Here is a 13042-nt window from a genome sequence, read left to right as displayed (position 1 = left end):
GCTCACGCGCCCTTGCCGTCGCTGAATTTTGCAATCGAGGCGGCGAGCTCCGGATGATCTTTCGCATAGGTCTCCAACGGGATGTCCGCGACCGCGGCCTGCCAGGCCTGCTGCACGGCCCGAACGCCGGCCGCCGGGCCGCCGGGGTGGCTGACGATGCCGCCGCCGCAGAGATAGAGAAGATCGACGGTGCGGCCGGTCCGTTGATAGGTCTCGGGGGCCTGTCCTCCCCACTGGCCCGAACCGGCAACCGGAAGCGGGCAATCGGAGGCATTAAACAGCGGCGTGCTGACGGCCTTGAAGGATGAGACGAAGCTGTCGTCCGGCTCCCAATATTTGACCCTGATACCGTTGATCTGAAACTGATCGACCCCGAGCAGCCGCCAGAATTGCTGGTAGACCTTGAAATCCATGCCGGCGCCGGGGTCGCGCGTCAGCACGTCCCAACCGTTTCGATGCGCGTGCAGCACCAGATTGGAGCGCTTGCGCAGAAAGCTCATGCCGCCGAAGCCGATCGAGTTGATGTTGACGACGGCGCAGTTGCCGCCGGCCTTGGCGACGATGTCGTGGTTGCGCATCATCTCGTCGGGGTCGGCATGCGAGATGCCGAAGGCATACATGACCTTCCTGCCGGTCTTCTGCTCGTGATCGAGAATGCGCGGCATGATCGCCGCAACGCGGTCCTTGAGCGGCGAATAGGCCGGGCTCATCAGTTTTTCGTCATCCTTGATGAAGTCGACGCCAGATGAGATCAGCTCGCCGACGAGTTCCGCCGTCTCGTGCGGTCTGAGACCAAGCGCCGGCTTGACGATCGTTCCGATGATGGGCCGGCCTTCGACGCCGGTGAGGCGCCGGCTTCCAGGAATGCCGAACTGCGGTCCGGGATGCGCGCTTTTGAAGGCTTCGGGCAGCGTCATGTCGACGATGCGGATACCGGTCATGCCCTTGATGGAGTAGACGCCGCCGATCGCAATGGTCATCAATGCCGAGAGGTCGGTGCCGATCGCATCCAGCGGAAAGGCGATGTCGACATCGGCGCGATGAAGCAACGTGCCGGGGGCGATCTCGGGCCAGGTCGGATGACGCGCATCTTCGAGCGGACGGATCGCCAGGACGCGGGCGGCGACACGTGATTTCAGCTCTTCGGTTTCACCGGGAACGGGTACGAAGGTACCGGTCGACTGGTCGCTCGCGATCTTTTCCGCCATCGCCTCGACGCTGCCGGGCGTTTCGATACGGTAGGTCAGGGTAATTATCATGAAACGGACGGTGCTCCTCTCGCCACGCAGATTACCATGGCGTCAACTTGTGATCTGGTATAATGAGTATTCCAACTCATGAAAAGTAGAATCTTCGGATCCGCAAATTTTCGCCGACAGCTTTGTTCTCGACCCGGAAACTGTTAGGAGGAAACATTTGAGCCAGCGAGATGTGATGACCCAGCCCCTCGAACAAATCGTCCGCCGGAAACTCTCTGACGAAGTGTTTGATCGACTTGAACGAATGATTACCTCCGGCGAGCTTCAGCCCGGCGACGAAATGCCCTCCGAGCGGGTGCTGATGGAACGCTTCGGCGTCGGCCGGCCGGCGATTAGGGAGGCCATGCAATCCCTTGCCAACAAAGGTCTGGTCAGCATTTCACATGGCGAGCGGGCGAAGGTCCTCAGGCTGACGGCAAAGTCGATATTCCGCCAGGTCAATCTCACTGCCAAGATCATGCTGTCGCAATCGCCGGACTCGTTGGAATACCTCAAGAGCGCGCGCATCTTCTTCGAGCGGGGCATGGCACGGGAAGCCGCGCAGCGGGCCTCGGCAAATGATATTGCCGATCTCAGGAACGTCATCGAACGCCAGCGAATGTCGCTTGGGCGGGCCGAAGAGTTCATCGACGCGGACATGGAGTTTCACACCCGCATCGCGCAGATATCAGGCAACCCGATCTACGTCGCCGTCAGCGAAGCGATGCTTGCCTGGCTGAAGGAATATCATACTGAGATGCTGATCTGGACCGGCAAGGAAAAATTCACGCTCGCCGAACACGACGAAATCGTCGACCGTCTGGCCGCAAACGACGTCGATGGCTCGGAAACGGCACTCCTCAAGCATCTCGAGCGGTCGCGAGCGCTTTACGCGAAGTAATCTTCGCGAGCACAGTGTTCGCCGCTGGCCGGCACACCTGGCCATTATCACCCATCTCCTGATCCTGCCTCACGCCTTGACTCGGCGTGCCGGCTGCTCACGAGCCTATGGCATATTTGTAAACAGCGACTGCGGAACAATGATGTGACGGTGAGGTTGTGGCTAGGCGAACCACGCAAAGATCCCAAGGAGGATATCAAAATGCATATGAAACTCGTAGCAGCTTCTCTTTTCGCTATCGGCATGGCCACGTCTGCTTTCGCCCAGTCCAATCCGGCGCCGGCCGGTGCCACAATCGACAAAAACCAGGCCGATCAGGGTGGCGGCGCCACCAGCGACATGAAGGCCAAGAAGCCGATGGCAACGGATTCCACCACGACGAATTCCACGACCGGCGGCACGATGAAAACGGATAAGACCAAGTGCCCCAACCCGGTCAACAATTCCGCCAAGCTCCAGACACAAGGCGGCACGAGCAACGCGACCCCGATGGATGAGGCCTGCGCTGCGCATAATAATTGATCGGCCGCTTCACGAAAAAAACCCGCTCCGTGAACTGACCCCGAGCTTGGATGTCCAACTTTACGGGGTCAGTTCATCCGGCGGGGTTTTTGCGTGGGGAACTAAAGGAAGCACGGCCGCCGAGGCGGTGCCGGCATGATGGGTTTTAGGCCGCCTCTTCCTGGCATTTGCGGACGACTGTGCGCGCTGCGTGAGTTTCCCTGTCGGTTGCCTCTTCTTCGGCGAGTGTTGCCTGCAGCTACGGAAGTGTCGTGCTGCTTTGCTCACGCGATCAACTGCCATAGCGGGCGATCCATAGTGCCCGCCCGCGCTGGAAGAAAACCAGCCGGCCTTCGACGGCGACCGAAAGCCATTATTTCGTGAGATCGGCTGAGTTCCACGCAAACGGTGGCAATTGTATTGGTCCGGTATCGTACGGCAACGATTAGGACGTCCAGAACTTTCCTTTTCATCCAAGAGGAGAGGAAAATGACGTCTTTATCTACAGTACACTCTGCTTCTCACAGCAAAAAAACTTCCGCAATCGAGTTAGAGATCGTTGAATTGACGCCGGCATTACGCGCCTTTGCCAGAAGGTTCCTGCGCAGCGACGACGATATCGATGATCTCGTGCAAGAAACACTGATGAAGGCATTGAACTCGCTCCATCTCTACCACCCAGGCACCTCGCTCAAATCCTGGCTTTTCACCATCCTTCGAAACACGTTCTGCACCAATTATCGCAAGCAAAGACGGGAACCAGCTGGAATGGGCGTGGCGATGGACCAGGTGTCGATCGCGCCAACCCAGGAGTGGGCGCTGCGGGAGCGGGAGTTGCAACAGGCACTAACGCTTCTTCCCGACGACAGGCGCCGCGCCCTAACACTGGTGGCTACCGGAACGAGTTACGTGGACGCCGCCAGGATGTGCGGGTGCCGGATCGGCACATTGAAAAGCCGCGTGAGTCGCGCCCGCGAGTCCTTGCTGTTGATGCTGGGAAACCAACTCCTCGACTGACCACGCTTGCTGCCAGGCGATTCGCTCGGCGAGCCAGCGTCACCGAGGCTTTGCACATCCTTTGAAGTGGGCACCTCAGGCTTGGTGAATCCGCACCACGCGTCCCCCAGAGCCGTCACGGCTGATGCCTACCAACTTCGTTGTATGCGAGGCGATTGCTGGGCTCAGTCGCCCGCGCACGGGGCCGGCCAGCCAAACAATGGGGCTCCCGGCCCGATGCGTTTCAGGCGCAATTTCGACGTGTTCGGCGGATTTGCCACTCCTTGTACGGCTTAAACATCTGTCCCGGGAAACGTCTTTCTATGGCGCTTTCGGTAAGGACGATTTTTGCGAAGTCTTCGTCATGAGGCGAAGGCTTAACCCAGGCTTCACCGCGGATTTCCAGATTAGCCATCATTGCGAAGAGCTCTTCATCCGTCATCGCCTCGAGAGCGGAGGCAAACGCCCGCTCCGCGACAGCCACAAAATATGTCACAGTGCACCTCCTGCCGAGGACGGCGTCTGTGCCCTCAATGCACAGCACGCTCACGGCGGTTTGCTTCTCGGTTACTTTCCAGGCAAATCCTTTTCGGTCGTCGCAGCCGCCGGAAGCCTGTTCTGCGACCCTTCTCTGTCGGACGCTCGAAGAGGGGCCGTGGGTGCACTGGCGACATAGAGGCCGAGTCCGAGGGCGCCGAGCGCAACCACGAAAGCACCTGCGATGGCCGCGGCCGACCGCTGTCCATCCTGTTTGATCATTCCAAAGCCAAGAGCAATTCCCAGGAGAACTGCTCCGCCCGCTACTGCAAAAAGCCAGAGGTAATTCATCGGCTCTACTCCAGATGTCGGCCACCGAACCCCGAATGACAACGAAGGTTCCCAGCGAACTCACAAACGCCCGCCACCCTCCGGGTAGAGAGGGCGGACGCCTTCATAGATACTCGTGTCTTGCGTTTGTGCGGCGGATTGACGCACAACTCAAGCAATGCTATTCAGGTACTAATTGGTCAGGCCAGTTGACCAGCTGTGCGGCTTGAGGAGAAGCCGCCGGGAGGCCCACGATGTTTTCGCCTGTTGAATCACGCCGTCTTTATCGGCAGGTTGCGGATCAGATTCGCCTGATGATCGCCAGCGGCGAGCTTGCCGTCGGCCAGCGGCTGCCGGCCGAGCGCGACCTGGCGGAGCAACTGTCGGTTTCACGCCCGACCGTCCGCGAGGCGTTGATCGTCCTGGAGGTCGAAGGCCTCATCAACATCCGCATGGGATCCGGCATCTATGTGGTGCGCCAGCATGCTGCGACCGTCACTGGGGCCGAGCGCGAGCCGGTGGAGGGGCCTTTCGAACTGCTGCAGGCGCGGGCCCTCATCGAATGCGCCATCGCCGAAGAAGCTGCCGGCCGCGCCAAGCCGGACGATATCGCCCTGCTCGATGAAGCTCTGACGCGCATGGGTGGCGTGGTCAACGATGCAATCGCAGTGCTCGATGCCGATCGCGCCTTCCACACCGGCATTGCCGCCATCGTCGGCAATGCAACATTGATCCGTGTAACGGGCGAGATGTTCGACATGCGCATGACCCCTTATTTCGCAAGGCTCGCCAGCCACTTCGAAGGGCCGACAACATGGCGCAGCGCCCTGGACGAGCATCGCGCCATTCGCGACGCGATCGCCGCCGGCGATGCGGCTGGCGCCAAGGCTGCGATGCGCGCCCATCTGACCATGTCGCAGAAGAGGTTTTCCGAGAGCTTCGGGGAGGAGTTTTCGGGGGAAGAGGAGCGCGGACGCAACAAGCGTCCGGCGAAAGGAAGTACCAAGACTTAACCCAAGCTCGGGAGGAGAGAGCAATGAAAAGCAGACTGGCAACGATACTTTGCACCGCAGCCGTGATCATGGCGAGTAGCGCAATCGCGCAGGCCCAGACAGTGCTGAAATGGGCGCATGTCTATGAAACGTCCGAGCCCTTCCACACGGATTCCGTCTGGGCCGCAGAAGAGATCAACAAACGCACCGACGGGCGCTACAAGATCGAGGTCTATCCGGCATCGCAGCTCGGCAAGGAAGCCGACATCAACCAGGGCCTCAAGCTCGGGACCGTCGATGTTATCATCTCGGGATCGAGCTTTGCGGCCCGCGACTACAAGCCGATCGGCGTGACTTACTTCCCCTATATCTTCCGCGGTCCCGATCACCTGATCGCCTATACCAAGAGCGATGTCTTCAAGCGCCTTGCCAAAGGCTATGAAGACAAGACCGGCAACCACATCGCCGCCGTCAGCTATTACGGCACGCGCCACACGACATCAAACAAGCCGATCGCCAAATGCGCCGATATGCAGGGCTTGAAGATCCGCGTGCCTGACGTTCCGGCCTATCTCGCCATGCCGCGCGCATGCGGCGCCAACACGACGCCGATCGCCTTTGCCGAAGTCTATCTCGCTTTGCAGAACGGCACGGTCGAGGCACAGGAAAACCCGCTGACGACAATCGAGGCGAAGAAGTTCTACGAAGTCCAGAAGAACATCATCCTCACCGGCCACATCGTCGATCACCTCAACACGGTGGTCTCGAAGACGCGGTGGGCGAGCCTTTCCGACGAGGACAAGAAGATCTTCGGCGAGGTCATGCAGGAGGCCGCCGAGCGCACGAGCAAGACGATCGCCGGCAAGGAAAACGGTCTTATTGCGACCTTCAAGGAAAAGGGCCTGAACGTCGCCGAGGTCGACAAGGCCGATTTCGAAAAGACCGTGATGGAAAAGGTCAAGTTCGAGGACTTCGGCTACGAGAAGGCCGATTGGGAAGCAATCCGCGCGATCCAGTAAACTCTGGCAACTTCGGTTGCCCCTCACCCTAACCCTCTCCCCGGCCGCGGGGAGAGGGGACGTGCCCCGCGAGAGGTTGGCGAGGAACGGAGAGGTCGCGGCATATCCCCTTCGCCCCGTTTACGGGGGTCCGAAGGACGGGTCGAGACACGTGGCTCGACCCAGGCAAGGGTGGCGGTAGCCGGATGAGGGGCAGGTGCCGCCGAGCAAAGGACGATGTTTGTCGACAACTGAAGGGCGCGCCGCCAAGCGCGCTCCTCCTTCCCCAACTGGAACAAGGCCGATCATGTCGCAAGAAATTCATACGCAAATCACGGCCGAAGAAATCGGTCACGAGTTCGAAGGGCACGCGCCGACCGCAAACGTCTCGGATTATGCCATCGAAGACTGGATCACGCTGATCGTTTTCTGGCTGATGGCGGGTTGCGTCTTCCTGCAGTTCTTCACGCGCTATGTGCTGAACGACAGCTACGCGTGGACCGAGGAGATTGCGATCAACTGCCTGATCGGTGTCGTCTTTCTCGGTTCCGTCATGTGCGTGCGCACCTCGCGGCATATCCAGGTGGATGTGTTCTATCACTATATGCCTGCAGGCCTCGCGCGCGTGCTCGCCACTTTCGTCGATATCGTCCGCATCGGCTTTTTCGCTTATGGCTGCCATCTGATGTGGCGTTACGTCGACATCGTAGCGGACGAGCAGATGGTCACCATCGACCTGCCGCGCAACATCGTCTTCTACAGCGTTCTCGTCGCCTTCGTGCTGATGCTGATCCGAGCGGTTATCGTCTTCATCGCCAACATGCGCCGCGGCTACTCCGTTCTGGAGCGCCCCGAAGAATTCCAGACCATCGAGGGTTGATCAGATGCTGCTGCTTCTTGGTTCGTTTCTGGTGCTGATGCTGATCGGGGTGCCCGTCGCCATTTCGATGGCGGTCGCATCCGTGCTCTACATCGTCCTTTATGGCGTCGCGCCGGACATCATCGTCGCCCAGCGCATGATCGCCGGCGTCGAAAGCTTCCCGCTGCTCGCCGTGCCCTTCTTCATCCTCGCGGGCAACCTGATGAACTCGGCCGGCGTCACCGGCCGCATCTATTCCTTTGCCGTCGCTCTCGTCGGCTGGATGAAGGGCGGTCTTGCGCAAGTCAACATCATCGGTTCGGTGATCTTCTCCGGCATGTCCGGCACCGCGCTCGCCGATGCGGCCGGCATCGGCACGATCGAGATCAAGGCGATGAAGGATCACGGCTATCCGGTCGAGGCCGCGGTCGGCGTGACGGCGGCCTCGGCAACGCTTGGCCCGATCTTCCCGCCGTCACTGCCTTTCGTGATCTACGGTATGATGGCGAACGTCTCGATCGGCGCTCTTTTCATGGCGGGCATCCTGCCCGGCATCGTCATGACGCTGTTGATGATGGTCACGGTCGCCGCCTTTGCTTATAAGAAGCGGTGGGGCTCGGATGCGCCGTTTAATGTCAGAGAGCTCCTATCGGCGGGGATGGAAATCGTCGTCGTCCTGGCGGTGCCGCTGGCCATCTATCTGCTGATGCAGGCGGGCGTATCGATGAATGTTGCGGCGGGCATTGCCCTTGCCCTGCTTCTCGCCCTTGACTGGTATTTCCGCTTCTCCGCCGTCATGGCGCTGATGACGCCCGTCATCCTGATCGGCGGCATGACCATGGGCTGGTTCACGCCGACGGAGGCGGCCGTCGCAGCCGTCCTCTGGTCTCTCTTCCTCGGTCTGGTGCGCTACCGCACGATGACGCCCTCGACGCTCGCCAAGGCAAGTTTCGATACGATCGAGACGACGGCATCGGTTCTCTTCATCGTCACCGCGGCATCGGTCTTCGCATGGCTGCTGACGGTGAGCCAGGCGGCCCAACTCTTGTCCGGTGCGATCCTGTCGATCACCGACAACAAATGGGTTTTCCTGATCCTCGTGAACCTGCTGATGCTGTTCGTCGGCTGCTTCCTGGATACGATCGCGGCCATCACCATCCTCGTGCCGATCCTTCTGCCGATCGTCCTGAAGTTCGGGATCGATCCGGTCCAGTTCGGTCTCATCATGACGCTGAACCTGATGATCGGCCTGCTGCACCCACCGCTCGGGATGGTGCTTTTCGTGCTGTCGAGGGTCGCGAAACTCTCCGTCGAACGCACGACCATGGCGATCCTGCCCTGGCTGGTGCCGCTCTTCCTGGCGCTGATCCTGATCACCTTCGTGCCCGCCATATCGCTGTGGCTGCCGCAGCAGCTTGGACTGCTGAGATAGGAGCGGAAGATGCGGACACGTGTGGCACGGCTTTACCAAAAGGGCGACCTCAGGATCGAGACCGCCGCGGTTGCGGCCCCTGGTCCCGGCGAGGTGCTTCTCAAAATGGCGGCCGCAGGCATCTGCGGCTCCGACCTGCATTATTATCAGGACGGCGGCTTCGGGCCGGTCCGGGTTCGCGAGCCGATCATACCAGGCCACGAGGCATCAGGAACTGTGAGCCAAGCGGGCGAGGGGGTCGATCTGAAGGCCGGGACGCTGGTGGCGGTCAATCCCAGCCAACCCTGCGGGCATTGCGAATATTGTCAGAAAAACATGCCGATCCACTGCCTGGACATGCGCTTCATGGGCAGTGCGATGCGCCTGCCGCATGAGCAGGGCATGTTCCGGGAATGGATGGTGGTGCCGGCCAAGCAGTGCTTCGCGGTCGGAGCTGCGACAACGGCGGCAGAAGCGGCCTGCAGCGAACCGCTCTCCGTCTGCCTGCACGCGGCATCGCGCGCTGGAGATATCACAGGCAAACGCGTGCTGGTCACCGGAGCCGGCCCGATCGGCGCCCTGATGGTTGCCGTCGCCTCCTATCATGGCGCAAGCGAGATCGTGGTAACCGATCTCGCTGATGCGGCGCTGGACAGGGCCAGAGCGATGGGCGCCAGCCGCACGGTCAATGTTTCAAAAAATGCCCAGGCGTTTGCGGAATACGAGGCGGGAAAGGGCTATTTCGATCTCGTCTTCGAATGCTCGGCCGCCGCTCCGGCCATCCGCGGCGCGATTGCCGCCATCAGGCCGCGCGGAACGATCGTGCAGGTCGGTGTCACGGGAGACGTCCCGATCCCTCTCAACGCCATCGTCGGCAAGGAGCTTCAACTCCACGGAACGCAGCGCTTCCACGAGGAGTTCGGTACTGCCGTCGAGCTGATCTCCAGCCGCAAGATCGATGTGCGGCCGATCATCAGCCACAGCCTGCCGCTCGAACAAGCCGCCGCAGCCTTCACTCTCGCCGGCGACCGCGCGGCCGCCTGTAAGGTGCAACTGACCTTTTAGAGCGCGTCGCCGAACTCATACCTGTTGCCCGGTGGCCCGATGAGTGATCGGAGGTCTCCGGTCGACTTGCCGACGCAGCATTCGCTGCGCCGTGAAGGCGGCAACTTTTCCTGACCCGAACCTTCTTTCTCGCTGACTGGGCGAACGGATTCGATTCCGGAGTCTCAAGAGAAAATCTTGACGTCTATCTTATGTCTACATAATGTCTTTCAAAAGGATTATGAGATGGACGATGGCATTGCCTCCGAGATCGGTAACCCCGATCGTAAAACGAATCTGAGCCTGACGCTTCGCAGACGCATCCTGACGATGGAGCTGCCGCCGGGTGCGGTGTTGGACGAGGTGGCGCTGAGCGAGGAGTTCGGGCTATCCCGCCCGCCGGTTCGCGAGCTGATGCGGCAGATGGCTGGCGAAGGTTATATCGAGCTGGAAGCCAATCGTGCTGCGCGCGTCAGTTCCCTGAACCACCAGTCGCTGCATGACTTCTTCCTCCTTGCGCCGATGATCTACATTACCGCCAGCAAGCTGGCGGCCGAGAACGGAACGCGCGGGCAGCTTGACGTGCTCAAGCAGGTTCAGAAATCATTTCGAAAGACCGTCGACAATTGCGACGTCGAGGGGCGCGTCTTCTACAACGACCAGTTCCACCGACAGATCGGCGAGATGGCCCACAACGTCTATCTCGTTCCGAGCCTGCGGCGATTGCAGATCGACCATGCGCGCATCGGCAAGGTCTTCTACAAGCACCCGAACACGCCTCGTATGCAGGAAGAGCTCGAACTCGCCACGCAACAACATGACGAGATGATCGACGCAATCGGGAAACGCGATCCCGACGCAGCCGGAGAACTGGCGCGGCTTCACCTTGAGCTTTCACGACGAAACATGGCCATGTACGCGGCCCCAGAGGGTCTGGAGACGCCGACCCTCTAGGGCCATTTGGCTCGACCTTTCGGCAGCGCAACGCGGGACACAAAACGAATGTCTGACTTCCAATTTCCAGGTCTTAACCTTGCCATCACCACGCCGTTCGACCATGCCGGACGCATCGACTACGGCAGGCTCGAATACAATGTCGAGCGCTACCTCGCAGCAGGCGTCAAGAGCTTCCTGTTCAGCTCCGGAACCGGTATGCACGTCTACCTTTCCAAGGACGAATCCGAGGAACTGATCCGGCGCGGGGCGCGGATCGTCAATGGCCGGGCGAAGGTGATTGCACAGACCTCCGCGCTCCTGGTGGAGGACGTCGTCGAGCGTACCATTCGCGCGCGAGACGCTGGCGCCGAAGGTGTCATGGTTCTTCCGCCCTTCTTCGAAGGGCCGACCGACGATCAGGGCATCGTCGATTTCTATAGCGAGGTTGCAAAGGCCGGTCTGCCGGTGGTCGGCTACAACGTGCCCCAGGCGGTCGGCGTCGCCGTTACGCCCGAACTTCTCGACAAGCTGAGCGAAATCCCCGGCTTTTGTGCCGTCAAGGACAGCAGTGGCGATCTTGGCAAGCAGGCAGCACTTATCCGCACCGGCCGTTTCGTCATGAACGGCGCTGACCCTCTCGTTCCCTACGCGCTCTATGCCGGATGCGACGGCCTGATCTGGGGTGGGGCGAACTTCGCTCCGAGAACCTGCGTCGCCCTCGTCGAGGCCGCCGCCGAGCACAAGTGGGACGAGGTTCGCGCGCTCTGGAAAATCTTGGAGCCGTCGATGGGGCTGATTTGGGAAGGCGATTACGTGCAGTCCGTCTATGCGGCCGCAGATCAGGTGGGCTACGGCGCCGGCGTTCCACGAAAACCGCTGCGCGGACTTGCTCCAGAAAAGCTTCCGGCCATCCGGCGTTCCCTCGAAACGCTCATGGAGCGTGAAGCGATCTGACGTGACCCAGGCCGCAAAAGACGTCTTCACTGCATCCAGGCTTCCGAAACGCGCAGGCGTTTCGGGCTGGGTGGCCACACTTGCGCCGCGCACGCCACAGCCCGCGCTGAACGGATCGGTCATTGCCGACGTCGCGATCATCGGTGGTGGTTTCGCGGGCCTCTCCGCGGCCCGGCGCATCTCACGCCTGGACCCGACCGCGCGGGTCGCCGTGCTGGAAGCGGGTATCGTCGGCGAGGGGCCGGCGGGCGCGAATTCGGGTTTCATCATCGACCTGCCGCACGAGGTCTCGTCCGACGATTTCAGCGGAGAGTCGGAGGCCAAGTTCAGGCAGTCCGTGCTCATACAGCGCTCGGCTATCGCTCTGGCGAGCGAGATGGCGACCGAAAACGGCTGGGGCAAGGATGTGTTCGATCCCTGTGGCCGGTACAGCGTCGCCATCAGCGCGGAAGGCGACAAGCACCTCGATGACTATGCGCAGCAGCTTACGAAAATGGGCGAGGACCATCGGCTCTTGAGCGCCGGGGAAATCGAGGCGGTAACGGGATCGCCGGTTTACACCTCCGGTCTGTTCATGCCCGGCACTGTCATCGTGCAGCCCGCCGCCTACATTCGCGCGGTCGCCGACTGCCTGAAGGAGCCTGTCACCCTTTACGAGCGCACGTCGGCGCTCTCGTTCGAGCGCTCCGGTACGGGTTGGCTGGTCAAGACGCCGCAGGGTTCCGTGCAGGCGGCGAAGATTATCATGGCAAACAATGGACATGTGGAGAGCTTCGGCTTCTTCCGGGGACGCCTGCTCCACGTCTTCACCTACGCCTCCCTCACCGAAGAGTTCGACCCCTCGCGCCTCGCCGGAGAACGGAAGTGGGCCGCCACTCCCGCCCTGCCGATGGGAACAACTGTCCGCCGCATCAGCACCGGCGCGGGCGACCAAATCCTGGTGCGCTCGCGCTACAGCTATAATCCGAGCATCGCAGTCAGCGACGCCGCGATCCAGCGAGCCGGCCGCCTCCACGACGGCAAGTTCTCCAATCGCTTTCCCACCCTTGGTGGCGTCGGGATGCAGTACCGCTGGGCCGGCGCGATGGCACTCACACGCAATCATGTTCCGGCATTCGGTGAGATCGAGCGCGGCGTATTCGCGGCATGCGGCTGCAACGGCCTTGGAGCGTCGAACTCGACAGCGTCAGGGATCGCGGCTGCGGAACTGGCGCTCGGACACGATTCCGAACTCGGCCGCGTCTACGCGCGCCTGGCTGCCCCGACGGCATTGCCGCCGCAGCCGTTCACGACGATCGGAGCAAAGATCCACCTCGCCTATCGCGAGTGGAGTGCAGGATCCGAGTGACGAGGGACGACACGTCACCATTATATCACCGACGGCTCGTCCGGCCGGGACAGTAAG

The 13042-nt window shown here is 61.0% G+C and carries 13 protein-coding genes; 11 read left to right on the top strand and 2 right to left on the bottom strand.

Annotation, left to right across the window (positions count from 1 at the left end; translation table 11 throughout):
- Positions 1–2 precede the first annotated feature (2 nt).
- Complete coding sequence (gene oiaX / locus G9X67_RS01305; protein WP_171597823.1) at positions 3–1259, bottom strand: 3-oxo-isoapionate-4-phosphate decarboxylase OiaX; 1257 nt, start codon at positions 1257–1259, stop codon at positions 3–5.
- 175 nt (positions 1260–1434) lie between these two features.
- Here oiaX and G9X67_RS01300 point away from each other — a divergent pair, with 175 nt between their 5' ends.
- The 3 genes from G9X67_RS01300 (at position 1435) to G9X67_RS01290 (ending at position 3657) form a co-directional block, all read left to right on the top strand.
- Positions 1435–2139 carry a transcriptional regulator NanR gene (locus G9X67_RS01300; RefSeq protein WP_171597969.1) on the top strand — a complete coding sequence of 235 codons (705 nt, stop codon included), beginning with the start codon at positions 1435–1437 and terminating at the stop codon, positions 2137–2139.
- Positions 2140–2340: 201 nt separating this feature from the next.
- A complete protein-coding gene (locus tag G9X67_RS01295; RefSeq protein WP_138330810.1) occupies positions 2341–2661 on the top strand; it encodes a hypothetical protein in 321 nt (106 codons plus the stop codon).
- A 468-nt stretch (positions 2662–3129) separates the two neighbouring features.
- Complete coding sequence (locus G9X67_RS01290; protein ID WP_138330811.1) at positions 3130–3657, top strand: sigma-70 family RNA polymerase sigma factor; 528 nt, start codon at positions 3130–3132, stop codon at positions 3655–3657.
- A 223-nt stretch (positions 3658–3880) separates the two neighbouring features.
- On the opposite strand, the gene G9X67_RS34690 is transcribed toward G9X67_RS01290, so the two are convergent.
- Positions 3881–4132, bottom strand: a complete 252-nt coding sequence (locus tag G9X67_RS34690) for a hypothetical protein (protein WP_348649092.1) — start codon at positions 4130–4132, stop codon at positions 3881–3883.
- Positions 4133–4697: 565 nt separating this feature from the next.
- On the opposite strand from G9X67_RS34690, the gene G9X67_RS01280 reads away from it, so the two are divergent.
- The 8 genes from G9X67_RS01280 to G9X67_RS01245 all read left to right on the top strand — a co-directional run bounded on the left by G9X67_RS01280 (position 4698) and on the right by G9X67_RS01245 (position 12985).
- Entirely contained in the window at positions 4698–5456 is a 759-nt protein-coding gene (locus tag G9X67_RS01280) for a FadR/GntR family transcriptional regulator (RefSeq protein ID WP_138390436.1), read from the top strand.
- A 23-nt stretch (positions 5457–5479) separates the two neighbouring features.
- Entirely contained in the window at positions 5480–6454 is a 975-nt protein-coding gene (locus tag G9X67_RS01275; protein WP_171597821.1) for a sialic acid TRAP transporter substrate-binding protein SiaP, read from the top strand.
- Between the two features lie 286 nt (positions 6455–6740).
- Positions 6741–7313 carry a TRAP transporter small permease gene (locus G9X67_RS01270; protein WP_072641116.1) on the top strand — a complete coding sequence of 191 codons (573 nt, stop codon included), beginning with the start codon at positions 6741–6743 and terminating at the stop codon, positions 7311–7313.
- Between the two features lie 4 nt (positions 7314–7317).
- Entirely contained in the window at positions 7318–8724 is a 1407-nt protein-coding gene (locus G9X67_RS01265; protein ID WP_171597820.1) for a TRAP transporter large permease, read from the top strand.
- Between the two features lie 9 nt (positions 8725–8733).
- Positions 8734–9768 carry an L-idonate 5-dehydrogenase gene (locus G9X67_RS01260; RefSeq protein WP_171597819.1) on the top strand — a complete coding sequence of 345 codons (1035 nt, stop codon included), beginning with the start codon at positions 8734–8736 and terminating at the stop codon, positions 9766–9768.
- Positions 9769–9993: 225 nt separating this feature from the next.
- The gene (locus G9X67_RS01255) at positions 9994–10701 is read left to right on the top strand and encodes a GntR family transcriptional regulator (RefSeq protein WP_171597818.1); all 708 of its coding nucleotides are present in this window, start codon (positions 9994–9996) and stop codon (positions 10699–10701) included.
- Positions 10702–10749: 48 nt separating this feature from the next.
- Positions 10750–11637: a dihydrodipicolinate synthase family protein gene (locus G9X67_RS01250; protein WP_138390440.1), complete on the top strand. Its 888-nt coding sequence runs from the start codon at positions 10750–10752 to the stop codon at positions 11635–11637.
- A gap of 1 nt (position 11638) precedes the next feature.
- A complete protein-coding gene (locus G9X67_RS01245) occupies positions 11639–12985 on the top strand; it encodes an FAD-dependent oxidoreductase (RefSeq protein ID WP_171597817.1) in 1347 nt (448 codons plus the stop codon).
- Positions 12986–13042: the final 57 nt, after the last annotated feature.

The sequence above is a fragment of the Rhizobium sp. WYCCWR 11152 genome, assembly GCF_013087615.1.
Classification (GTDB): Bacteria; Pseudomonadota; Alphaproteobacteria; order Rhizobiales; family Rhizobiaceae; genus Rhizobium; species Rhizobium indicum.
This window is presented reverse-complemented; position numbering and strand designations above follow the sequence as displayed.